We start from the raw sequence: 24,757 nt of genomic DNA on the forward strand, positions 1-24,757 counted from the left end.
GCTACGCGCCTTGACCGTGACTTCGGTCGGAAGCGGTTCGGAGACGACGGCTATGCCCGCGAGGAGCTGGTCGCCTTATCCTGACTCCTGTAATCCTGTCTCAGAATCAGGCATTGAGGGGCCCCACCGACTGTTCCGGTGAGGCTCTTCAGACGTCCGGGTCAAGCGTTCCCGCAGCGTAGCGAGGACAACGCTTGACGCGGCGGCGGCACGACAAGCTGTTCATGGGGTGCAGGCGAAGTCCTGCACCCCTGCCACGCGGCGAGCGGGAGAGCGCGAGGGGAACCCCTCGCATTCAAGACAATAACTTGCGCCGTAGGCGCTCCGCTTAGGTCACGTGCGTGCAGTTGTATTTTACCGATCTTGGCGCTCTGTCGCGCCCGCTTTCTGTTGACGGCTCCCCCGTGAACATCATGACCGGCGCGCTCGACATCGCCGAGCGCGCCGGTCTGATCGACGGCATGCCCTTCATCCTGATGGATGACGGCAGCTACGATCCCAACCTCAATCGGTTCTTTCGCGCCTGTCCGGGCGTGGGCGCGCGGTCGCCGAACACGTGGCGCTCCTATGCCCGGGATATTCTCGTCTGGGCGCGCTTTCTCGGCGAGCGGCGCGGCGGCAAGACGGTCTGGCAGGCGGACCGTCATGACGTGCTTGCCTTTCACCGGGCGCGGCGCCTGTCGGACGCCGCGTTCCGCATTTCGGCGGCAAGCTGGAATCGGAGCGTTGCAGCGCTTGATAAGCTCTACCGCTGGGCCGTCGAAGAAGCGATCACCACGGCATCACCCTTCAGCTATGGCGTCGCTCTTCGCAGGGCGGCGGGCACGCGCGCCGTGCTGGCCGTCCAGACGAACCGGGCGCGCGAGCGCGCAGCGCGGCGGCACGATATGCGCTACATCGACCTCGGCCGCTATCTCCTGTTCCGCGACGTGGGGCTGCGCGGACGCTTGCCCGACGGCTCGGAGGACCCGACATGGCGCGGCCGCAATGGTGAGCGGAACGCGCTGTTCGCCGAGCTTCTGGTAACCACCGGTCTGCGGCTGACGGAGGCGGGCAGCCTGCTTCTGACCGAGCTGCCGCGCTCGACCGAGCCCGGATCGCGCTCCGTTCCATTCGATCTTCCCGGTCCGATCGCCAAGGGCGGACGACCGCGGCGCATTCGCATTCCCCGCCGCGTGCTGACCTTGATCGGCGACTATGTCGATCTCGAGCGCACCATCACGTCCGCGCGCTCAGAGCTTTCGATGCCCGATCCGCTGTGGTTGACTCCGGATGCCGGGAAGGCTGTCGACGCGGCGGGCAAGCGCGTCCGGCTCGACCGGCTCACGCCGGGCGAGCGCCGGCGTGTGCTGATCGGCGCACTTGGCAAGGCGCAGCACGCCTTGCTCTGGCTCACCGAAGGCGGCCAGCCTGTGCCATCGGCCACCTGGGAAGCCGCCTTCCGCCGGGCCTGCGCCCGCTGCCGCCGCTTCGGTATTGATCTCGACGTGACGCCGCACACCCTGCGGCACACCTTCGCTGTCAGCATGCTTTCCATGTTGATCCGCGAGCAGATCGGCGCGGTGTTCGATCCACAGGATCGGCATGGTGCGGCCTATCGACGGATTCTCGGCGATCCGTTGCAGAAGCTCCAGCACCTCCTGGGGCACGCTAGTGTGACGAGCACCTACATTTATCTCGACAGCCTTGCCGAAGCGCAGGAGCTGGTCGATGCGGCGGCCGATCGTTGGGCTGAAGAGACGACCGGTGATGTGGAATGACCACGGTAGCTGCGGCGGTGCGGCGGCCGGGCCGCCGTGCCCTCTTTCCCGAGGCGTTGCCCGATCCGGAAGGCGAAGCCGGTGCTGCGATCGCGTCGCTCCGCTTCACCGTCACACTGGCGGATCGCAGCGTCACGATCGACCTGATGACGCTGAGCGGTCGAACCGCATTGGCCCGGACTTTTGCAGGCGCGCTCTGGCGCGCCTGCCAGGTCGGGGGTCCAGCGGGCTCGATCTCGACAGCCTCCGCCTATGCCAATGCGCTCAAGACGTTCTGGCGCTATCTCGATTCCACCAGACCGCGCGTCGCCAGTCTCTCCGACGTCAACGCCGCTTGCATCGACGGCTTCGATGCCTGGATGGAGGAGAGCGGTCTCCATCCCAATCACCGGCTGCAGCGGATGAGCAAGGTGCTCAACCTCCTCCGGCTCGCCGAGGCGGCGGAGCCCGGCCGCCTGCCGCCCGATGCCTCGCGGCGGCTGATGTACACGAGCGACCGGCCCGGCGTGCGCGCCCGTCCACGCGATGCCTATGGCGACTACATCGCTACGGCGTTGCGGACCGCTGCGCGCACCGATCTCGCCGCCATCATTCGTCGCTTCGCCGAGGCCGATCGCATTCCGACGGTCGACGTTGTTGATCGGAACGAGGCTCTGGCAACGGCTCACGAAGCGGCCATGGCGTTGATCGATGCGGAAGGCGTCATCGGGCACCGGCATCCTCTCTTCACGCGGCTCTACACGCTGCGCCGCGAGAGCGGCCTGCCGAACGACCGCCTCATCCACGATCTGCATGGCCGCCGGCATCTCATCGCCGCCGATCTCGTGCCGCTCATCGTGCTTATCTCGCTCGACACGGGTCTCGAGATCGAAGCGATCAAGGAGTTACGCGCGGACTGCCTGAAGAACCCGGCAGGCGGCTATGTCGAGATCGAGTATTGCAAGCGGCGTGCGCGCGGCGCCGAGTGGAAGCGGCTACGCGTGCGCGACGGCGGTTCCTCGACGCCGGGCGGCCTGCTGCGCAAGGTGCTGCAATGGACGGAGCCGGCAAGAAGCCGGCTCGTCACCGACACGCTCTGGGTCCATTGCGCCTGGGGCCGACTGACCCCGCGCGTGTTGAGCATGAAGGAGACTGCGGCTTCATGGGTCAGGCGACATGGCATCGCCGATGAACAGGGTCAGCCGCTTCGTCTCAATCTGACGCGCCTGCGCAAGACCCACAAGGCGGCATGGTATCGGCGCACGGGCGGCCAACTCGACCGCTTCGCCGTCGGCCACACCGTCGCGGTCGCGGCGAACCACTACGCCGATATCCCCGCGCTCCGCCACCTGCACGAGGCGACCGTTGCCGACGCCATGAGCGATGCGCTCGACGCCGCCATGCGCCCCTGCGTCCTATCGTCGGAAGAGGAGGCGGCCGTTCGGGCCGATCCCGACCAGGCGACCGGCCTTCCGATTGCAGGCGCCGCCGCGGTAAACGCGCTGCTCGGCAGCGAGCAGGACGTCTGGCTCGCCAGTTGCTCGGGCTTCTACGCGAGCCCGTTCGGCGCGCAAGGGGAGGCCTGTCCGTCCCCTTTCTGGGGCTGCCTTGAATGCAGCAATGCGGTGATCACCTCCCGCAAGCTACCAGCGCTTCTGGCCTTCCTTGGCTTCATCCGGGCGCAGCGACAGGTGCTGAGTGAAGCCGACTGGATCACCAAGTTCGCCAAGGTTCACGGGCGCATTGCTGATCAGATTCTTCCCCGCTTTGCAGACGTCGAGATCGAGGAGGCGCGCCGGATTGCAACTTCGGATCCGACGCTCATCTACCTGCCACCCGAAGCGCGGGCGCCGTAATGCCGGGCTCTGCCAAGCATTCGCCGCGGCCGTCGCTGCCTTCGGCCATGTACCGGGATGACGAGCCGGTGCTCAGCGGCATTCCGATCAGGGACGATGCCGACCGCGCGCAGCTTCCCCGCTTCGGTGACGATCACTGGGATTTGAGCGCCGCCATTTTCCGGGTCAACGCCCGCTACAGCAATTACCGGCTCAACTTCGCAGGGATCGCCGATCCGGCCACGCGGCGGTTGGCGAAGGAATACGTGATCGCCCGCCTGCGCATCCATGTGCCGGGATATCGCGCACCTTGTGGGGCGACCTCGGCGATCCGGCTCCTGCGCTACGTCCAGCACTTTGCTGCGTTCCTGTGCACGCAGCTCGGCGTAGTCGACCTCGGCCGGATCGATCAGGCTTTGCTCGACGCCTATCTGGCGCATGCCCGCGATGGCGGCCGGAGAACGCCTCACGAGACAGTCAAGTATGTCGAGGTGCCGATCGACATGCATCACCTGTCGCCGTGGCTGACCGGCGGCGGCATCGGCCTTCTGCCGTGGCGCGGGCGCGCCGCGCACCGCGTTGCCGGCCGGCCGCCGGCGCCGGCCGAGAACGCCACGCCGCGCATTCCCGAGCCGATCATCGGGGCCATGCTCCGCTGGGCGCTCAAGTATGTCGAGGTCTATGCATCCAATATCCTTGCCGCGCGGGCGGAACTGGACGCTCTCGAAGCTCGTGGCGCCCGGCTGATGGCGCGGGATGCGCGCACAGGACGGGCCGTCGCCAAGACCTATCGCGCCCGCGTGGCGAAGTGGCTCGACGCGCGCCGAGCCGCCGGCCGAGGCGTGCCGATCTGGGAGCGCGCGCCCAACGCCGCGCGGCGGATCAATCCGCTGACCGGCGAAGAGCTGCCGCCCTACAACCTCTATCTAATGCGCTTGCACGCCGGCGCGCCGGAGAGCGGACGCGTCAGCCAGTCCGAGCCGACCGCGCGGCTGATCGAGGAGATGGTCGCCGAACTTGGGACCGAGGTCGGTGGTCTCGATACGCCGATCTCGGTCGATCCGGACACGCGCCTGCCATGGCGCGAGCGCTTCGATAGCCTCAGTCTCGCCCGCGAGGAGCGGATGCTGCAGGGCGCCTGCTATCTCGTCTGCGCCTATCTCACGGGCATGCGCGACAGCGAGGTTCAGGCCATGCAGCCGGGCTGCGTGTCGCTGGTGCGAAGCGCCGACGGCCTGGTCGAACGCTATCGGGTGCGCAGCACCGTCTACAAGCGCCATGGTCCGCGCGGCGTAACGGCCGACTGGATCACGATCGAGCCGGTAGCCCGCGCCGTGGAAGTCATGGAAGTGCTCTCGGCACGCAACCGCAAGGAGAAGGGGCTCTCGTCCCTGTGGGTGACCCTGAAGGACTGGCCCTGGAGCGCCGATCATCTCGGCATAGGTGCGGCGCCGACGCTCAATCTTTTCCGCGACGGTGTCGATGCGCATGCGCAAGACGGGCCGGCCATCCCGCGCATTGGTGACGAGCCCTGGAAGTTCACGACGCGGCAATTGCGCCGCACGGTCGCCTGGTACATCGCCAACCGGCCGTTCGGTACGGTCGCCGGCAAGATCCAGTACAAGCACGCCTCCGTCGCCATGTTCGAGGGCTATGCCGGATCGAGCCAGGCCGATTTCCGGCTCGCTGTCGAGCGCGAGCGCGCGCTCGGCCAGCTCGACGATATCGTCGCCCATTACGAGGCGTTCCTTCGCCAGGAAGGTCCGGCCGGACCGGGTGCGGCCCGATTGCGACGGGAGTTCGTCCGCGTTGAGGGCGAACTAGGCGATCTCCCCGGCCGGATGATGGACCGCAAGCGGCTGCGCACCATGCTTGCCCATCTCGGGCGGACGCTGCATGTCGGCTTCCTCAACGACTGTCTCTTCGAAGCGGCGACCGCGCTTTGCCTCACCGGCGTGTCGGACTCCGAACGAACGGCGCCGGCCTTGTCGCGATGCAGCCCGGACCGCTGTCCCAACGCCTGTCTGACCGTCCGGCACCTCGGGCCTTGGCAGACTTCGATCGCCGAGGGCGAAGCGCTCCTTTCCGACCGGCGCCTGTCGCAGCTGCAGCGCACGGCAATCCTTAAGGACAATGAGCGGAAGCGCCGACTGGTAGCACCCCTCCTGGAGGGTGACGCATGACAGCGCTCGGGCCGAAGAGCGAAGCCGCGTTGAGGGCGGCCATGGCGCGGCTTCTCGACGGCCGCCCCGAGCGCACCGACGGGGCGCTGACCATCGCCAATCTGGCACGCGAGGCCGGCATCAGCCGGGCGACGGCGAACCGGGCCGGTGATCTTCTCATCGAGTTCCGGACCGCCGAGGTCCGCCAGCGACGATCGTCGCCCAGCGCCCTCAAGGAACGCGTCCGCGCTCTCGAAGCGGAGCTGCGCGCCGTGCGCGGTGCCGAGATGGCCGAGCTGCGGGCGCTCGCCCGCACGCTCGCGCAGCATATCCAGGTGCTGACATTGCAGGTCGCCGAGCGCGATGCCGTGATCGACGGTCTGCAGGACGAGCTGGCACGATCCGTTGACGCCAGAGTCGTGCCGCTGCGGCGTCCGCCTCGTGGTGGCGGCTGAGAGCCGCGCGTCATCCTCATCGATCCGGTCTCGGCGCGCCGGTCATGGCCGCCTCCTCAAGCTCGCCCGTCGAGGCAGGGCTCGGGTTGTGGCAGACGCTGCCGGCCCGTCAACCCTGTTCCGCACCAGCACCGAGAACAGGGTGTGACGGGCCGGCTTCCCGCGTCTGCCTCTGCCGCCTCGCCCTCGACGGAGAGGGCGAGCTTGAGGAGGCAGCCATGACCACGAATCGCACACATGAGACCCGGACCGACATCTACGAGCGCGTCACCAGCCAGATCATCGCCGCCATCGAGGCCGGCGCCGACGACTATCGGATGCCCTGGCACCATGACGGATCGGCCATCACCACGCCCGTCAACGTCGCCTCGCAGAAGGCCTATCGCGGCGTCAACGTCATCGCACTCTGGGCCGCGGCTCACGGGGTCGGCTATCCCGCCGGCATCTGGGGCACCTATCGCCAGTGGCAGGCACTCGGCGCCCAGGTCCGCAAGGGCGAGCGCGGCCATCTGGTCGTGTTCTGGAAGATTGCCGATCGCCACGGCGAGGCCGACGCCGAGGACGGCGACGAAGATCGCGACGAGCCTGCCCGGCGCATGTTCGCCCGCGGCTACACGGTTTTCAATTGCGCCCAGGTCGATGGCTACACGCCGCCCGAGATGCCGGTGCTGCCCGAGGCAGAGCGTATCGAGCAGGCCGAGCGGTTCTGTGCGGCGCTTGGCATCGACATCCGGCACGGCGGCTCACGAGCGTACTACAGACCGTCCACGGATCACGTGCAGATGCCCGAGTTTGCCTGCTTCCGCGATGCCGTCGCCTACTACGCCGTGCTGCTCCATGAATGCGGGCATGCCTCCGGCGTCAGCCATCGCCTCGACCGCGATCTCTCCGGACGTTTCGGCTCGGCGGCCTACGCCATGGAGGAATGCACGGTCGAACTCCTGAGCGCCATGATCTGCGCCGACCTCAACCTCAGTGTCGAGCCGCGGCCCGATCACGCCGCCTATGTCGCGTCCTGGCTCGAAGTGCTTCGTGCCGACAAGCGGGCCATCTTCACCGCCGCGGCTAAGGCGCAACAGATCGCCGACTGGATGCACGCCGAGCAGGCGGGCGCTCGCCAACACAAGGTCCGGGGCGCCGCATAGGCCCTCAAACTCGATCGGTTGAGCAGCCGCATGGCGCTCGCACCACCCCTGGAATCTGTCTCACGCGCCCCAGACCGATCGAAGTGCGCGGATCTTCAGGCAAATGCCTCCGCAAAATCCGCCTGAGACAGCTTGACTGTTCAGATAACGTGCCGAGCTGGGTGCCGCGTTCCTGTGCGCCGACCTGGGGTTGCGCCTCGAGGATCGCGACGACCATGCCGCCTATATCGGCCACTGGCTGTCCGTGCTGAAGGACGACAAGCGAGCGATCTTCGCCGCCGCCGCGCACGCGCAGCGCGCCGCAGACTATCTGTCGCGTACCAGCGCCTCCGAAGTAGCCGCCGCGTGAGCGGCGGCTACTTCCAGTTCTTCTATCTAACAAGCCCATGGCGGTCAGCCCAGAACGCACCAGTTCGCTGTCGCCTAGTCGCCCGCCGTTTGTGGGGCGACGAATGGCTCGCGACGAAGCAGGCTCAGCTTTCACGAGATTTGAGCTCAAACATAAGCTCGCGCTAACGAACGTGGAATTGGCTTTTTTGCGCAAAGTTTAGGCAAACGGTCGTGACCGACAGCGGAAATATCGACAAAAATATCGCGGTAGAGATGTTGCAAATCTCGCGAGTTTTGAAGCAGCAGGGAGGCGCATGTGAATGAAAAACGGTTACGCGCGCGTCTCGACCGACGGCCAAGACCTTGGGGACCAGCTTGACCGCCCGATGGCCGCCGGTTGCGAACGCGTCTACCACGAGAAGAAAAGTGGCAAGGACGCGCGACGCCCAAGGCTACAGGCCATGCCGCGCCGATTGCGGTCGGGCGACCGGAGTGCCTGGACGGCTAGCTCTGCTCCCAGCTTTGCCGCATCCATCAACATTTCGCGCAGTTGCGCGCTCGACAGCACGACCGCCTGCAAGGCTTCCATGGGCCTGACTTTCTTTGATGGGATTGACGACCGGAGACCGGCAGCGGTTCATTGCGTCACACCAAAAAATGACGTCAAGCGCCTTGTGACAAGGTCATCTGTTAAAAAGGCTCAGTACCGCTTCCCCTCGGCGATAAGCGTCATGATCTTAGTAGCAGCCTCCTTGAGTTTAGCTTTCTTCGTTAGCGCCTTTACACGCAGCGTTGCATCTTCGTAATCAAGAAACGGCTCAATATTCTGTCTTGAGAGCACGGTGAAGATTCCTCGGTCACTGCTGTTGATTTGAGAGGTGAGTCCCTCAAGGGTTTGCAAAAGCCCCTCGTCAGATTTGCTGTGAGCGCCCAACAGTCGGCGCGGACCTTCCTCATCGCCGGCTTGCTGCCAGGCGAAGAGGAGGCTTAGCGGGCGAGGACATTGCTGAATGTCTTTTAGAGTCATCGCATTATACCTCGATAGCGTGATGCGGATTGCGTCATCCAATTGCAGCTCCGAAGCCAACACCCACTCGCCCTCGTGACGGCTTCGATCTCCGAACCGGCCGTGAGCAAAGATCTCATGCCGAAACACAAACGTAAGCCACCCGATTGCAGCACCCTTTGCGAACATGTCACGGGTTGCGATACTGCGTTGAGCCGGCTTTAGCCGTGCCAAAAGCAAGCCTACCAGTGGAAGCGTCCTGTCCCAAAGGGAACTGAAGGCAAACCCGTCGAAGGGACGAAGACGATATGCCTCGTCCATGCTGTTAGCCAATGCCATAAGAAGGTTTCGACACTGCTTCGCGTTCAGGAGTTCGTAGGCGCCGCCTTTTATCCGCTCTATCATCAAGTCAGTTTTGGTAAGTGTTCCGGCCACATCTTGGCGTTGGAACGATAAGAGCACGGTTGCCGTTTGATCGGGACCAGTTGCCAGGGCGTGTAACCGGGGCAAAACCGGTGGCGTTTGAGCGGGTCGATCTGCTGTTGGGGTTCACTGAGCGGCGACGAGAACGGGAAGCGGTAGGATCTTGCTGCCAGGGATGCCGAGGCGATCGCCGAGATAATCCCAGAAGCTGACACCGAGCTTGTTGCAGGTCTTCATCATGCTGAGCATGGTGTCGCGGGCAGCACGGCCCTGGTCACTGTGGGTTCCGCCGCTGATCTTGCGGCGGGTCACCACGCTGCGGATATCGTTCTCCGAGCCGTTGGTGTGGAGCGGAATGTCCGGGCGTCGGAGGATCCTCAGGAAGCTTTGGCGGTCGGTCCGGATGCGCGCGAGCAGACGGTCGAGGGTCACGAACCTGGTCTTCATGCCGACGATCCGGTCGAACCGCCGGGCCAGTTCCCTGGCTCTTCGGGGCGTGGGATCCAGACACCACGCCTTGATGTCGTTGTAGAGCCACCAGATCCGGCTCTGGATCAGGGCCTTGGCGCGGCGCTGCGGGTCGGTGAAGCTATCGAGGGCATGGATCTGCCGCTCCATGTGGACCCAGCACCGCGCGTGCTCGCCGATTGCGAACTGGCCCGCCCCATCACTGAGGATGACGGTGCCGTCGAGGGCCTTTGCCTCGGTCAGACCGCCCCACAACGCGCCTTCACTGGCGATGCGGAACGGGTCCAGAGGGCCATCCTTGGGCTCCAGGCCATGGGCGAGCAGATGGGCGTCCCATGACGCCGCGTCCTCGAACCCGGACGGCTCGCGCCCGGCATGCAGAAGATCCGTCGTGATCACCGGCAGCCCGCGCTCCAGCATGTAGGCGCGTGAGGCGGCGTTCAGGACCCACCGGGCCGACCCGCCGTGCAGGAGCCGCAGGAAGTTCAGCCGGCTCTTCGACTGGGTGGTCGTGAACACGGCGAACCGGTCATTGCCGATTTGCGTGCACACGCCATTGACCGCGCCATGGCGGGCCCCGGTGTCGTCGACGCTGACCCAACCGGCCGAAGCGAGCCCGGCCGTCAGAACCTGCTTCGCTTCGGCGACAAAGGCGTCGATCTTGCTGGTCAGGATCCGCACGACCTGGCGCTTGGAGATCGACACGCCGAAGTCGCGCAGCAACGCGACGATCCGCTCCACGGTCGATTGACCCTGGTGATAAAGCGACAGCACCAGACGCCGAAGCTCCAAACCGAAGTGCCCGTCGACCCCGTCCGGCAGCGGAGCGACGACGATCCGGCCATCCGGCAAACGCCAGCGGTCCCGATGATAGCGGACCACCCGCACCCCAATCGTCAGATCCTGCACCACGAAGCTTGTCCGCCCCACAAACTGCGAGCCCGGTGGCGGCTCATAACAAAGACGGCGCTCTTCGGTGACGACCGCCCGGCTCGAGCCACGTCGCTTCGGACCCGTTGCCGCAGGTGAATTCCGCTTGGACGACTGCTCCATCCCGCTCGGCTTCAGCGTCGGGCGCGGCGGTAGACCTTTCAGACGCCGGATCTCATCCTTCAGAGCCGCATTCTCGGCGCGAAGCCCGGCGACCTCTGCCCGCAACTGCAGGATCATGTCGAGCAGGTCCGCAGGGGTCAGCGTTCGAGAATCTGGTGGCTCCGCCATGGCCCGATGGAATCACGCCGCCCGCCAAACCGCCACCCACCCCAACCCGATACACCCGAGTCATAACGCCGCGTCCGCCACCGGTTTTGCCCCGGTTACCCAGGGCGTCCCATAAGGCATTGAAATCACTTTGTCTCAGTGCATGAGATGGCGTGGCCATCGCAAAGTAGAGCCTGTAGTGGTCCGGGCTCGCTAAGCGCCGACTTTGAATTGCCTCATCCCTCGTTCGGTCATCAACCCTTTCGAAAAGCTGGAATACAGGTCCGCTTTTTGAGAAGTTCGGGGTAACACCAGCAAGCTGTGCCGAGAAAGAATGCCGATAGAGATCGTTGTCGAATACGTGTTCGCCGGCTGCGGCCTCAACTGCAGCCGATTGCTGGCTCTTCTCCGCTTCATCCACCCGGGCCGTTCCCAATGACAGGGCGGCCGCCGTGCCACAGTACTCTTCGATCCATCGATACAGCGCTGGATTGCCATCTTTGATCAGATGCAGCCAGACGAGGTCCGCCAAATCGGCGCTAATTTCCCGGAGAGGGGGCCAGAAAAAGCGAATTGAATCTAATGCCCGAACCACAGATCTGGGGGTCCGCAATTGTCGGCCGCCTTCGTGATCGATTACCTCGCGCAGCCGCTCTCGCTCGTCCTCGTCCTTGGCTACGCCTATTTGCCGTAATGCCTCAGCGAACCACTGGCGCAATTGGAAAGCTTCTGGCTTGGGCACCATCACCGTGAGCTGAATGATCTTCTCAAGAAAAGCTCGACCGTTCTGAACGCTAGCGGCCGCTTGAATGCTATGTGCTAACACCTCACTGTCGTAGCAGAGCACATAGATGACATTTGGCAGGTCGACGACCGACCTTACCAGGCGCAGGATTTCCATAATTTCTCCCGGCTCCAGTCGATCCACGTCATCGATAGTGACTACGAAGCGGTGACCAAGCTCGCGCAACGATGTGACGAGTTGGTCTTTGAGATCCGCCAACTGGGGAGGAGCATTGGTCCCGGCCATTCCCCCCGCGGCTTTCAGGCCCTTTCCGGCATATTTGACCGCACCAATCCCCGCGACGTCCCCTGCTACCTCAACCATTTCCCCCGCTTTGCTCAGTGCGGACATAAAGCTTCGAAGCGCTTTGCCAGCCTTTTTGGCCTTTGTGATTGAAATCCGCGTGGCGTCCCCGGCCGCGAGGGCGACCTGATCCAATTGGTTGGAGAGCTCGGTAAAGAGGCTGGTGATAAGGGCGTCTCGATTGCCAATCAGCCAAGGCCGGAAGTGGATGACTGTTGGCCGGGTCGCGAGAGGTAATTTGCTGAGCTCGTCCCCCACCAAAAACAGTAAGCTCGACTTTCCAGACCCCCAGGCGCCTTCAAGCCCGACAACCAATCCGTCCTCGGATGCTCGATCAACCAAGGACGTGGCAATACGCTTTGCTACCTCGCGGAACCCAAGTTTATCCTCGTCGCCTGCGCCCAAAGCGCGGTCACCTCGTACTGCATAATTTTCTGTGAGTTCCATGGGCGTAAGTCCTGATATTTTGGAGATCGTCGGTTTACTTCATTGGGTATCAAAGGAGCCAGTGTATTGACGCGCTGTGCTATACGCCGAGCAGGGGCCAAGTCGTTCGGTGACCGGTCGCAGAGGATCGACAAGGCCAAGGTCGTAGATCATGGTCGTTTCGTGGTTCCCCTTGTGGTCGACGTAATGGGAAATAGCCTCGTGCGATACGCCTTGGGCTGTCAACATCAGGGAGATGGCAATCCGCTTGAGGTCGTAAAGCTGGAAATACTCCGGAACGCCCGGCATCGCTTTGAACCTGTCCAGCCCCTTGCGAAAGTTATCGTGGGGCTGGGTCTGGTCGGTATGTGACGGGAACAGCAGCTTGCTTTCAGGCCAGTGGAGGCCTTGGGCGTATATATGTCAAGAAATGACGATATGACAAATGATGATATATTTTTATGTTACGGTAATATTAGCCTGTGGCTGTTTTTGTAAACCGAAGGTCGGGAGTTCGATCCTCTCTGCCGGCACCATGATTTTCAAATATTTACGTGAAGACCGGATCTGCTAAATCTTCTCATGTAACTTTCATGTAACCGGCCATTGCGATCTGGCTGGGTAGCAGGACCTCCGCCATGCCGGCTACTCGGAAGGGGCCGTCTGGCCGTGTTGGGTCAATGACGTATTACGGGTTGATATGTATTCATAGGGCTTGAAGATTTCTGCGCACACCGGGATACTCATCTACGTACAGAAACCACGGAGTGTTGCTAGCAACGATGGACGATCTCTTCGCTATAAAATGCGCGTGTAAGGTTCCGGAGCGTTTAGCCGTGTTCGGGCACATTGGTGGAAATCGAATATTTCAAGTTGCCCATCCAGCGCGACAAGATGCTGTAACGCTCCAACAAGGACAGGTGATACGCGGGCGAACTTTTTGGCGAGCGGTCTCGTCGGAATTAGGCTCGATTGCAGTCGTTGACTACGACACAATCTCACTTTTGGGCTGCGATGCGGTTTTAAAAATACCGGACATTTCTTCCTCTGCGGCCGTCACACAAGCGTTAGAGGCGGGCATGGGCGTCTGGATCGGGCCCAAGCCACGGAAGCCAGGGCAGGGGCCGTCTGAACGTGACGCTGTAACCACATCCTGGAAAGACCGGTTTGATCTGATCAGCGAGGAGTATGAGGGGGACCGATGCACGCGTTTGGGCCTGCGGCCACCTCAAGTCGGCGCCATCCACGCGGTAAAGGCCCATTGGAGCGTTTCAAGCCAACCTGCAACGCTTGTTTTGCCGACTGGAGCTGGCAAGACCGATACCATGGCGGCGCTATTGGTTTCTGAGCAGATCCCCCGCCTTTTGGTAATCGTCCCTTCCGACCCCCTCCGCCGACAAATTGGTTTGAAGTTCGCCCAACTCGACGTTTTGAAGGCGGCAGGCTTAGTGCCGAGCGATCTACGCCACCCGGCAGTGGCCATCCTGTCTAGAGGGCTCAAGAGCGTCCAGCAAATCGATGAGCTTGTGGCCGAGGCCAATGTGGTGGTGACCACAATGAGCCTGCTCACGAGCATGTCAGAGGAGCTGCGAGCCTATTTGGCCGCGTCTATGAGTCATCTCTTTGTTGATGAGGCGCATCATATTGGCGCTAACACTTGGCGCGATTTCAAGGCCTTGTTCCACGGCAAAACGACCCTTCAGTTTACGGCGACGCCGTTCCGTAACGACGGTCGCCGCCTTGATGGAAAGTTCATCTACGTTTATCCCCTGCGACGCGCCCAGAAAGACAAGCTTTTTACATCAATCGCCTACGTGCCGGTCCACGGACACGGAGAGAGCGATACCGATCGGCAAATTGCCGCTCGCGTAAAAAAACAACTGCTGGAAGACGAGGCGAAAGGATACAAGCACCTGGCGATGGCCCGGACGGGTTCAGTCAAGCACGCCATAGCGTTGCATGAGGTTTATCGTGCCATCGCTCCCGAAGCGGCCCCCACTCTAATCCACAGCGAGATGTCGAGCTTGCAAAGGGCCGCCGCTCTCACGGAGCTTCGGTCGGGCCGCTCACGGATTATCGTCTGTGTCGATATGCTGGGGGAGGGGTTCGATTTACCTGATCTCAAGATCGCCGGGCTGCACGACAAGCACAAGAGTGAGTCAGTCACGCTTCAGTTCATTGGCCGTTTTACGCGGGCGCGTCAGGATTTAGGCACCGCTACGGTCATCGCCAATATTCAGGCTGGAAACACGGCAAGCAGCCTTAATGCGCTCTTTGCGGAGGACGCCGACTGGAATCATATCCTGGCGGTCATCGGACATAATCGCACCGAACGCGAACGACGCCGTGAAGACCTATTTGGAGGTTTCCCCGATGCAGCAATCGAAACGTTTCCGTTGGAGACGATCGAGCCGCGTTTCAGCACCGTGATTTACCGGACCACCTGTGCGGAGTGGGGTCCCACAGCTGTGGAACTAAGCTCCGGGCCTTGGTCGACAATAGTGGAGCCGCCCGCAATCAACGCGGAGAGCCGGCTTGTCCTTTTCGTAAGGCGGGATGAAGAACGGCTGCGCTGGACGTCAGTCAAGGCCGCTCGCAACGTCAGCTACAATCTGGTGATGGCCCATTGGGACCCGGATCTCGCGTTACTTTTTATTCATGGCTCGGATCTCGCCGACCTGCACGCGGAGCTGGCGAAAGTGCTGGCCGGCGACAGCGTCCAGCGGATCACGGGCGAGCAGGTCTTCCGGGTCCTCTACGGGTTCCGTCGCCTAATGTTGACGAGTCTGGGGCTTAGCGAGACTCAGAGAAAACCAGTGCGCTATTCTCAATTCATGGGATCGGATATCGCTGATCAACTGGATACGTTGCCGGGGAACCGGTCGCGGACTAAGACCAATCTATTCGGGCTTGGTTATGTCGATGTTCAGGACCTCGACGAAAATGGCAGCGTTATCGGTATCCATCCGGCCAAGGAAACAATCGGCTGCTCGCAGAAGGGCAAGTTTTGGTCGTATCAATCTTCCAACAGTTTTTCCGAATGGATCGATTGGTGCCATGACATCGGCCGTAAGGTCCTGAATGATAACATCACGCCAGAAACGATTCTTCGAAACGTCGTCCGTCCCAAGCGGTTGGCCGCGCTTCCATCAGCCAAAATTGCCATAGGTGTTGCTTGGCCTGAGACGTTTCTCGATGCCGCCGAGGATCGGATCGACCTTATCATCGAGGGGCAGCCGGTCCCGCTTTATAACTGCGAAATTGAGCTTGACGAGTTTGCGATAACCGACGTGATCAAATTTAGGGTTTCGAGCGGCGAACAAAGCTCCCATTTCGAACTTCAGATTGGAGCTAGTGGCGCCTTGTTTACGCAGAAGGCAGGCCAGGATGTTCAGGTGGTTAGGGGCCGGGCGCGCAAAGAGAAGCCGCTCGTTGAACTATTCCATGAGGATCCCCCACATATTTACTTTGCCGACGGTGATACCCTCGTAGCACCGGATATCCTCGAACTATCGAAAGAGTCGGCATTCCAAGCCTTTGACCCGAACGAGATTCTTCCTAAGGACTGGACAGGAGTCGACATCAAATCTGAATCCCAAGGCCTGAAGAAACGCACCGACACTGTGCAGGGGCGTGTTGTTGAAATGTTGCGCAATGGCGATATTCCGTACGACATCATTTTCGACGATGATGGGGCTGGCGAAGTGGCTGACGTTGTCGCCATCCGGCGCTCCGGCCGAACGTTGATCATCGACCTCTTTCACTGCAAATATTCTTCAGGAAGGCTGCCGGGTGCGCGGGTCGAGGACCTTTATGAGGTATGTGGACAGGCCCAAAAGTCAGTGCGCTGGGCTGAGCGTTTTACGAAGCTGTTAGACCATCTGCGTCGGCGAGAGCTGGACCGCAATTCTGCTGGAAAACCTACTCGCTTCGAGCGGGGGAGCCTTGCTAGTCTGATGACTTTCATCAGTCAGAGCCATGAACTGCACGCCGAGTTTTCGGTAACGCTCGTTCAGCCCGGCTACTCTCGCGCAAAGGTCGTCCCGGCGCATCTAGAGCTCTTTGCGGCGACTGCGTCATATCTGATGGAGACTTGGCGTATCCCGCTGCAGATATTTGCGAGTGCTTGATCTTAAGGCAGGCATTGAATCACTCCGAAGGAAGGGGTTATGCGTTCAAATAGCGTCGGGTGCGCCAATTCTTTTAATTTTTTATGTGATGAGTTAATCTGTGTTATATACGTTCTGTTACTTTACTGTAGCGCGCCCTAATGCGATAATAACCACAGACTGAATGCTGTACTGCCTACAAAGTTTCAATCACTTACATGAATTGAGATCCGAAAATGTTTTCATATAAGTTTCGTGTAAATCGGGCCTTAAAAATCACAATAGAATACTCCTGTGTATTACCGACGCTTCCCGAGATGGCAGCGTTGATAACCTACAAACGCTAGCGTAAGACCGCTCCCTCAATTGCCGGCATCGGATGTTCGCTCATGCAGTCCCACGATCCAGTTCGTCAGGTCAGTTTCATCCAGCAGGCCTTGTCGCAAAATCGAAAGCCGATCGCGTTCTTCATCGGGGCTGGTTGCCCACTCTCTGTGCGCGTTGAAGAGAACGTCAACGGGCAGCCGACAAACCGACCACTAATCCCAGATGTCAGCGGCCTAACCACGATCATCGCTGACACGCTCACGAGCAAGGAGGAAGGAAAGCTATCCACTTGGGACAAGATTGTGAAAGTGGCGGCGGAGGACGGCGCCGACACCAAGAACATCGAGCTGTTGCTTAGCAAGATACGGCAACTAAGTGGCGTGGCAGGCAAGGGCTTGGTACGCGACCTGTCGGCCGAAGAGCTCAACAAGCTCGATGACCAGATTTGTGGTGTCATCTCGGAGCAGGTCGACAGGGAACTCCCCCAGAGGGATACTGCCTACCACAATCTGGCGATTTGGGCCCGATCAATCCGTCGAGCGCAGCCGGTTCACCTATTTACGACCAACTACGATCTGTTGCTCGAGCAAGCCTTGGAGGAAAGCTCAGCACCCTATTTCGATGGTTTCGTCGGGACGCGCAGGGCATTCTTTGACCTGGGGGCTGTCGAAGACGAGGATTTGCTACCTCCTCGCTGGTCGCGCCTATGGAAGATCCACGGCTCCCTGAACTGGCGCCTCGACGCCAACGGGGCGGTGGTCCGAAGTGACGAGAAGACAAGTGCCCGGTCCTATCTCATCTACCCATCGCACTTGAAATATGATCAGAGCCGTAAGATGCCCTATCTGGCGATGCTCGACCGTCTCAAGTCCTTCCTGCTGAAGCCATCGGCATTGTTATTCGTATGCGGCTACTCGTTCGCCGACGAACATATTAATGACGTCATCTGTCGCAGCCTTGAGACCAATTCGACGGCACAAGCCTTCGCCTTCATGCATGGCAAGCTGGACGAACCGAAGTACGAGTACGGTCGCAAGTGCGCGTTTTCGACGCCCAATCTAAGTATGCTGGGCTTCGATAAGGCGATTATCGGTCGCAATCACGGCGAATGGCGAGGGGACGGAGCCGACGAGTTGGTGCTGCCGCAGAACGTGATCGTTACAGATGGAACAACGGTCTCGGTCCGGCTGGGAGACTTCGCAGCGTTAGGCAATCTTCTTCGTGGCCTTGCCGGTGAGCAGGAGCAATCGGATGAAGCCTAGCGGCTTGAGCGATGCCACCGTGATTGGTGCCGTTCAGGATGTGAGTGGTACGTCTGTGAGCGCGACCTTGCGAGCAGATCGCTTCTCAGGCCTGAGTTTTGTCGACGGCCAAGGCTACAGGATTGGCCAGATCGGCAGTTTCGTGAAGATTCCCGTCGGCTATGTCGACCTATTCGGAATCGTTTCGCAGGTCGGCGCGAGCGCCGTGCCGGAGAGCATGGCAAAGGCGATGCCGAACGGCCAGCGCTGGATAACAGTGCAGCTTGTCGGTGAGGGGTACCGGTCAGGAAAATTCCAACGAGGCATATCCCAGTACCCAACTATCGACGACGAAGTGCACTTGGTCTCTGAAGCAGACCTCCATTCCATCTACGGAAGTTCGGGTAGGCAGAACCACTTCGTCAGGATAGGTCACATCGCCGGCAGCGAGTCTATTGACGCCCTCGTCGACATCAACAAGCTTGTCACCCGTCATTCGGCGATTGTGGGCACGACCGGTTCCGGCAAGTCGACCACGGTCGCCGGAATCCTGCACGTCCTGTCGAACACCGAGCGATTCCCCTCCGCCCGGATCATTGTGCTGGATCTCCACGGAGAATACTCGCGAGCCTTGGGCGATCGAGCGAACGTTTTTAAGGTCAATCCGGACGAGCGCAGGGACACCGAACGCAAACTCTGTATCCCATTCTGGGCATTGAGCTTCGATGAGCTGTTGCGCGTCACCTTCGGATCGCTGCCTGCTGACGGTAAGGCCAGGAACATCATCCTTGAGCGAGTAATCGAGGCAAAGGCACAATCCCTGAAGGCATATCCAATTGACGGAGTGACGGGTGAGACCGTGAGCGCCGACAGCCCCGTCCCATTTTCGCTCAACAAGCTGTGGCACGAGCTCTATTGTACCGAATTCGGAACCTACTACAGCAACAAAGGGAGCGCCGCGGACCCTGCGAATTGGGCTTATGAGATTGGCGCCGGCGGAAAGTTGCTGCTAGGTGACGCAGAGACGGGAATTCCGCCGCGTTTCAAAAAGGTCAAGAACGTTAAGGAAGACCCAGAGAAGATCAATTATATCCCGGATGGACTCAACCTTCGCAGCCAGCTCGAAGCCCTCGGATCGAAGCTGCGGGTTTCACGATACGATTTTCTACTCCGTGCCGGCGATTGGCATCCCGATCTTGATGGAAAGATCGTCAGTGGTTTGTCCGACTTGATGAAGGATTGGGTCGGAAGTCCCAATCCCGTTACAATCCTCGATCTGTCAGGCGTCCCGTCGGCGATGACGAACGACATCATCGGCAACGTGCTTCGGGTTCTCTACGATGGATTGTTCTGGGCGAGGAACCAGTCGGAAGGGGGGCGGGAACGCCCACTCTTGGTCGTCATGGAGGAGGCCCACACCTATCTCAATGACAACTTCGACAGTGCCGCCTCAATCGTAACGCAACGGATCGTGAAAGAAGGGCGCAAATACGGTATCGGCGCAATGATCGTCAGCCAGCGACCTTCTGAGATCAATCCCACCATTCTCTCACAGTGCGGCACGTTCTTCGCCATGAGGCTCAGCAACGCGTCCGACCGGTCCCACGTGACAGGAGCTCTGCCTGACAATTTGGAAGGGCTCACGAACATGTTGCCGATCCTCAGGACGGGGGAGGCGATCATTCTCGGCGAAGCTGTTGGGCTGCCGATGCGTACGATGATTCAAGCCCCGCCAAAGGACCGTCGTCCCGACAGTCAGGACCCGGTCGTGTGCGATGAGCTACCACCCGAGGAATCCATGACGCCTGGCGGGTGGAACATTAAGAGATTGGAAAACCCCGACTACGACAGTTTCGTCGAGACATGGCTGTCACTGAATCCGGTTCTTAACACGAAGCCTAACGCGACAGGAGAATAGCATTGGCCTGGCAAAATTTTCCCCCTTTTACATCCTCCAACATCGCCTCAATCAGGTACGATGACGCACAAATGGTGCTGGAGGTCGTTTTCAACAGCGGCGGCAGCTACCAGTATTTCGACGTTTCGTCGCATGTAGTCGACGAGTTCAAGGCCGCCGAATCCAAAGGCGTCTTTCTCGCCGAGCGCATCAAGGGCCACTATCGCTACAGCAAAGTGTGAGCATGGGTATCGTCAGCCTGGATCAGAAGTCGGGCAGGGTTCAGGTCTCCTCCTTCGAGATCGAAAATCGAGTCCTATTCGAGTTTTTCAACAAGATCGGCATTGGTGATCGAGACGAGCAGTTTCACAAGGCCCTCTACATCGGCGTCTTGGCGCTGATGGAGGATCGGCTCTCAAGCTTCCTCTCCCGAACGAGCAACGAGCTTGGAACTGAGTTGGAAAGCCTCAAGCTTATCTTCGACATGAAGAAGGAGCTGTTTTACCGATCGTCGGTGAAGGGCCTGCTAGCTGAGGAGGACATCGCCGAGTTCTTGGTCAGCTTCCTGGAGAAGCAGCGGCTGCCAGATCGGGTTGAACTGACAGGCGACGTCGCGGGGCGCCTCCACAGGAACAAGACCGGGGACATTGTCTGTTACCTCAACGGAGACGGAGGGCGTCGCATAGCCATTGAATGCAAATTCGACAAAGGCATTCGTTTGGGAGACATCCAGAGCAAGGATGTGTTCACGCGCAAGTCCGACACTGCCTGGAGCCAGCTCCTAGAGGCGCAGGCCAATCGTGACGGACGGGCCGGCATCATCGTATTTGATCTGTCCTTGGTGGATAGCTCCATCCTGAACGCGATCCAAGACGTCAGGTTCGTGCCAGCCGTCGGTTTTGTCGCGATCATCGACTCCCAGAAAGGGGACTACAAGAATCTGGCCATCGCATACATGCTTGCGCGAGACGTGGTGCTCAACACCAAGGAAGTCTCATTGGACGTCGATGTCCTGAATGTCCTCCTTAACCGCATCATCAAGGACCTGGTCGACGTCTCGTCCATCAAGGCCCTGGTCCATGCGAACATCAACAACTGCAAGAAGATCATCTCGCAGATAGAAAAGAGCATGCTGCTGATGGAGTTCAGTCAGCGCTATCTCGTTAAATTTCTCTCGGAAGGCACCCTTTCCAAGGAAGACCTGCTGGAGTTTTACTCGGGCGAAGAAGTGAGGGATCGTTTCAGGCTTATCGAACGAGACATCAATGAATTGGCTTTGTGATGCTGCATTAAGACGCCCGGGGTACTTTAAAGCCGATGCTCAAAGTATCCGAAAATCAGAGCAGAGCCACGAATCTCCGGTTTCTGGACAAGGAGCAGTCGGACGATCCTTTCCAACTGAGCGAGAAGGTGCCGAGAACGCAGACTCGCCTGCAGGAATGTCAAGTGGTGATGCGCGTAACCGGGGCAAAACCGGTGGCGGACGCGGCGTTATGACTCGGGTGTATCGGGTTGGGGTGGGTGGCGGTTTGGCGGGCGGCGTGATTCCATCGGGCCATGGCGGAGCCACCAGATTCTCGAACGCTGACCCCTGCGGACCTGCTCGACATGATCCTGCAGTTGCGGGCAGAGGTCGCCGGGCTTCGCGCCGAGAATGCGGCTCTGAAGGATGAGATCCGGCGTCTGAAAGGTCTACCGCCGCGCCCGACGCTGAAGCCGAGCGGGATGGAGCAGTCGTCCAAGCGGAATTCACCTGCGGCAACGGGTCCGAAGCGACGTGGCTCGAGCCGGGCGGTCGTCACCGAAGAGCGCCGTCTTTGTTATGAGCCGCCACCGGGCTCGCAGTTTGTGGGGCGGACAAGCTTCGTGGTGCAGGATCTGACGATTGGGGTGCGGGTGGTCCGCTATCATCGGGACCGCTGGCGTTTGCCGGATGGCCGGATCGTCGTCGCTCCGCTGCCGGACGGGGTCGACGGGCACTTCGGTTTGGAGCTTCGGCGTCTGGTGCTGTCGCTTTATCACCAGGGTCAATCGACCGTGGAGCGGATCGTCGCGTTGCTGCGCGACTTCGGCGTGTCGATCTCCAAGCGCCAGGTCGTGCGGATCCTGACCAGCAAGATCGACGCCTTTGTCGCCGAAGCGAAGCAGGTTCTGACGGCCGGGCTCGCTTCGGCCGGTTGGGTCAGCGTCGACGACACCGGGGCCCGCCATGGCGCGGTCAATGGCGTGTGCACGCAAATCGGCAATGACCGGTTCGCCGTGTTCACGACCACCCAGTCGAAGAGCCGGCTGAACTTCCTGCGGCTCCTGCACGGCGGGTCGGCCCGGTGGGTCCTGAACGCCGCCTCACGCGCCTACATGCTGGAGCGCGGGCTGCCGGTGATCACGACGGATCTTCTGCATGCCGGGCGCGAGCCGTCCGGGTTCGAGGACGCGGCGTCATGGGACGCCCATCTGCTCGCCCATGGCCTGGAGCCCAAGGATGGCCCTCTGGACCCGTTCCGCATCGCCAGTGAAGGCGCGTTGTGGGGCGGTCTGACCGAGGCAAAGGCCCTCGACGGCACCGTCATCCTCAGTGATGGGGCGGGCCAGTTCGCAATCGGCGAGCACGCGCGGTGCTGGGTCCACATGGAGCGGCAGATCCATGCCCTCGATAGCTTCACCGACCCGCAGCGCCGCGCCAAGGCCCTGATCCAGAGCCGGATCTGGTGGCTCTACAACGACATCAAGGCGTGGTGTCTGGATCCCACGCCCCGAAGAGCCAGGGAACTGGCCCGGCGGTTCGACCGGATCGTCGGCATGAAGACCAGGTTCGTGACCCTCGACCGTCTGCTCGCGCGCATCCGGACCGACCGCCAAAGCTTCCTGAGGATCCTCCGACGCCCGGACATTCCGCTCCACACCAACGGCTCGGAGAACGATATCCGCAGCGTGGTGACCCGCCGCAAGATCAGCGGCGGAACCCACAGTGACCAGGGCCGTGCTGCCCGCGACACCATGCTCAGCATGATGAAGACCTGCAACAAGCTCGGTGTCAGCTTCTGGGATTATCTCGGCGATCGCCTCGGCATCCCTGGCAGCAAGATCCTACCGCTTCCCGTTCTCGTCGCCGCTCAGTGAACCCCAACAGCAGATCGACCCGCTCAAACGCCACCGGTTTTGCCCCGGTTACTGATGCGCCACCTATGCATTTGATTCCACTGGAGTCGTTCCATCTCCTCTAAAGACACACCATTCTCTAATTTCCACATAACCTCGCGGATGACCGCCGGAATCGCGTATCGGAATTGTACCGGCCTCGGCATCTCGCCAATGTTGTCGGTCTCGAGGTTAGGAAACTGTTTCTGCAGGTGCCATTGATTGCGTACAATTGATCCGACCTCGGCTCCGGGCATGAACACCGCGATCGACTGGTCATCACCAAAACCGGGCGGGTGGTCTGGTGGGTATATTCGTATCTTCTCCAACCCGGTCACGGTGCTAAAGTTCGGATCGAGTCCTTGCTCGACCAATGAACGGACCAAGAGCGGCGCCTGATCGTCCCAGGCAACCCACATTAGATCGCAAAAGATTTTGTGACCGAGGAGTAGCCTAAGCGCCTTAATTACAGCGACTTCCCGGTCGCGACGCGCCTTGAATTTATCTCTCAGTTCGAGAACTGCCTCGCGGCCCTTTAGCGATCGGGATGTAGTGGCCTGGAGCTTCTTTATCTCAAACAGCAGATCTTCCGATTCCTGTTGTCGCACGACGACTCGGCCCTCGGGGAAATCGATGAGATCATGCATGATCTCCCGGATTGATATACCCAGTTCTCGATCGTTGAGTTGCAGTTTTGCAGCGGACGCGGGCCAGGTCGCCAGCAGCGGTGATGCTGGTCCGGTGGAATGGGATCCAAAGTGTTTTGCTGCGACCTGCTGATGGCGAGTAGCGCGCCGCACCACCTCGGACCACCCCAATACCACGACAGGAAACAAACCCCACTGCTGATGACGTTCGGTGATAGTGCGCGCGTATTCCTGCAGTGGTTGGTCATCGGGAGCGGTCGAGACAAGATAGAAGGCCTTGAGTTTCGGCTTGAATGCCTTGGCCTTCTCAACCTCAGCATCGAGATCCTTCGTTGTCACCACCGTTACCGGCCATATCGACTTCTTCTTGCACTGGATACCGATCGGCCACAACGCGCCGTTACGCCCAACAATGTCGATGCCATGCTGAGCTTGGCCCGCTCGACCATGGCGGACCATCGCTGGATCTTGCCACTCCTCTTGGAATGTGTCCGCGCACAACTCCTCGAACTGATCCCAACTCTTAGGAGGAGCCAGGTCGAAATGGACGTGACTGATCACATAGCCTCCGAACGAAACGAGCCTCGCTGGCCAGATAGCCTCCCGTAGTGAGGCGCGCAAAGTGGGGCGTCAAGGCATGAACGGCTAGGTGCGGGTGCGAATAGTTGACTATTCGCAACCCGGTGCCGTTACACAAATCCTTGCACACAGATCTAAAAAATGGCAAATATCGTTGTGTAAACAAGATGATGTGAAAAGGCTATTCGGTCTCCAAAACCGCAGGTCGTAGGTTCGAGCCCTGCTGCCCGTGCCATTTCTCGAAATGGCACTCAACGCGATGTTTCGCCATTTCTCGAAATGGCCCTCGAAACGATATTTCGCGGCTGCCCTTTGAAAATCGGCGACCCGCTTGCCATATTAGCTCGATTGGGGCATAAGGGCGCCATAGCCGGGACGGAACGACTGGATGGTTCCGAGGCGGCGTTTGGTCATAAAGCGGACACTTGCCACTTGCGTGGATCAAGAATCGGTTTTATGTAGACGAAACAGACACGCGACGCGTGGAGCTGGGAAGCCGGCTTTACGCGTCTGATTTGCATGGGCGAAATGATTGCGCTGATT

17 protein-coding genes and 1 pseudogene are annotated in these 24,757 nt (G+C 60.5%); 13 read left to right on the top strand and 5 right to left on the bottom strand.

All coding sequences use genetic code 11. From position 1 onward, the window contains the following. The first annotated feature begins 413 nt into the window (after nucleotides 1-413). The 7 genes and pseudogenes from CGZ66_RS26650 to CGZ66_RS40010 all read left to right on the top strand — a co-directional run bounded on the left by CGZ66_RS26650 (nucleotide 414) and on the right by CGZ66_RS40010 (nucleotide 8,472). A complete protein-coding gene (locus tag CGZ66_RS26650) occupies nucleotides 414-1,760 on the top strand; it encodes a tyrosine-type recombinase/integrase (protein WP_245331108.1) in 1,347 nt (448 codons plus the stop codon). Continuing rightward, entirely contained in the window at nucleotides 1,757-3,595 is a 1,839-nt protein-coding gene (locus CGZ66_RS26655; RefSeq protein WP_095084959.1) for a hypothetical protein, read from the top strand. Before CGZ66_RS26650 ends, CGZ66_RS26655 begins: the two co-directional genes overlap by 4 nt. Further along, complete coding sequence (locus tag CGZ66_RS26660) at nucleotides 3,595-5,757, top strand: hypothetical protein (protein WP_095084958.1); 2,163 nt, start codon at nucleotides 3,595-3,597, stop codon at nucleotides 5,755-5,757. The genes CGZ66_RS26655 and CGZ66_RS26660 overlap by 1 nt, the downstream gene beginning before the upstream one ends. Continuing rightward, entirely contained in the window at nucleotides 5,754-6,191 is a 438-nt protein-coding gene (locus CGZ66_RS26665; protein WP_095084957.1) for a hypothetical protein, read from the top strand. Before CGZ66_RS26660 ends, CGZ66_RS26665 begins: the two co-directional genes overlap by 4 nt. 218 nt (nucleotides 6,192-6,409) lie before the next feature. Next, nucleotides 6,410-7,336: an ArdC family protein gene (locus CGZ66_RS26670; RefSeq protein WP_095084956.1), complete on the top strand. Its 927-nt coding sequence runs from the start codon at nucleotides 6,410-6,412 to the stop codon at nucleotides 7,334-7,336. Nucleotides 7,337-7,487: 151 nt separating this feature from the next. After that, nucleotides 7,488-7,685, top strand: a pseudogene (locus CGZ66_RS26675) (zincin-like metallopeptidase domain-containing protein); the annotation flags it as partial. Nucleotides 7,686-8,052: 367 nt separating this feature from the next. After that, nucleotides 8,053-8,472 carry a recombinase family protein gene (locus CGZ66_RS40010; RefSeq protein ID WP_245331234.1) on the top strand — a complete coding sequence of 140 codons (420 nt, stop codon included), beginning with the start codon at nucleotides 8,053-8,055 and terminating at the stop codon, nucleotides 8,470-8,472. On the opposite strand, the gene CGZ66_RS39370 is transcribed toward CGZ66_RS40010, so the two are convergent. The 4 genes from CGZ66_RS39370 to CGZ66_RS26695 form a co-directional block, all read right to left on the bottom strand. Next, a complete protein-coding gene (locus CGZ66_RS39370; RefSeq protein WP_143748860.1) occupies nucleotides 8,367-8,993 on the bottom strand; it encodes a hypothetical protein in 627 nt (208 codons plus the stop codon). The two genes, CGZ66_RS40010 and CGZ66_RS39370, sit on opposite strands and share 106 nt — an antisense overlap. A 228-nt stretch (nucleotides 8,994-9,221) precedes the next feature. Next, the gene (locus CGZ66_RS26685; protein ID WP_206073779.1) at nucleotides 9,222-10,733 is read right to left on the bottom strand and encodes an IS66 family transposase; all 1,512 of its coding nucleotides are present in this window, start codon (nucleotides 10,731-10,733) and stop codon (nucleotides 9,222-9,224) included. Continuing rightward, complete coding sequence (locus CGZ66_RS26690) at nucleotides 10,669-12,297, bottom strand: KAP family P-loop NTPase fold protein (RefSeq protein WP_095089650.1); 1,629 nt, start codon at nucleotides 12,295-12,297, stop codon at nucleotides 10,669-10,671. Before CGZ66_RS26690 ends, CGZ66_RS26685 begins: the two co-directional genes overlap by 65 nt. 39 nt (nucleotides 12,298-12,336) lie before the next feature. Next, nucleotides 12,337-12,585 (bottom strand): hypothetical protein, encoded by a 249-nt coding sequence (locus CGZ66_RS26695; RefSeq protein WP_245331231.1) that lies wholly within the window; start codon nucleotides 12,583-12,585, stop codon nucleotides 12,337-12,339. Nucleotides 12,586-13,058: 473 nt separating this feature from the next. Between CGZ66_RS26695 and CGZ66_RS26700 the strand changes: the two genes are divergently transcribed. From CGZ66_RS26700 to CGZ66_RS26725, 6 genes are all read left to right on the top strand, one after another. After that, on the top strand, nucleotides 13,059-16,406 hold the full coding sequence (locus CGZ66_RS26700) for a DEAD/DEAH box helicase (RefSeq protein ID WP_095089652.1): 3,348 nt from the start codon (nucleotides 13,059-13,061) through the stop codon (nucleotides 16,404-16,406). Nucleotides 16,407-16,774: 368 nt separating this feature from the next. After that, nucleotides 16,775-17,974 (top strand): SIR2 family NAD-dependent protein deacylase, encoded by a 1,200-nt coding sequence (locus CGZ66_RS26705; protein ID WP_095089654.1) that lies wholly within the window; start codon nucleotides 16,775-16,777, stop codon nucleotides 17,972-17,974. A gap of 4 nt (nucleotides 17,975-17,978) precedes the next feature. After that, entirely contained in the window at nucleotides 17,979-19,871 is a 1,893-nt protein-coding gene (locus CGZ66_RS26710) for an ATP-binding protein (protein ID WP_245331232.1), read from the top strand. A gap of 71 nt (nucleotides 19,872-19,942) precedes the next feature. Continuing rightward, on the top strand, nucleotides 19,943-20,092 hold the full coding sequence (locus CGZ66_RS40935; RefSeq protein WP_167392261.1) for a KTSC domain-containing protein: 150 nt from the start codon (nucleotides 19,943-19,945) through the stop codon (nucleotides 20,090-20,092). 2 nt (nucleotides 20,093-20,094) lie between these two features. Next, on the top strand, nucleotides 20,095-21,132 hold the full coding sequence (locus CGZ66_RS26715; RefSeq protein WP_095089656.1) for a hypothetical protein: 1,038 nt from the start codon (nucleotides 20,095-20,097) through the stop codon (nucleotides 21,130-21,132). 326 nt (nucleotides 21,133-21,458) lie between these two features. After that, nucleotides 21,459-22,970, top strand: a complete 1,512-nt coding sequence (locus CGZ66_RS26725; RefSeq protein WP_206073779.1) for an IS66 family transposase — start codon at nucleotides 21,459-21,461, stop codon at nucleotides 22,968-22,970. 23 nt (nucleotides 22,971-22,993) lie between these two features. Here CGZ66_RS26725 and CGZ66_RS26730 read toward each other — a convergent pair whose 3' ends face one another. Beyond that, nucleotides 22,994-24,196 carry a PDDEXK family nuclease gene (locus CGZ66_RS26730; protein WP_095089660.1) on the bottom strand — a complete coding sequence of 401 codons (1,203 nt, stop codon included), beginning with the start codon at nucleotides 24,194-24,196 and terminating at the stop codon, nucleotides 22,994-22,996. Between the last annotated feature and the right edge of the window lie 561 nt (nucleotides 24,197-24,757).

The sequence above is a fragment of the Mesorhizobium sophorae genome, from assembly GCF_002270415.1.
GTDB classification, from domain to species: Bacteria; Pseudomonadota; Alphaproteobacteria; order Rhizobiales; family Rhizobiaceae; genus Mesorhizobium; species Mesorhizobium sophorae.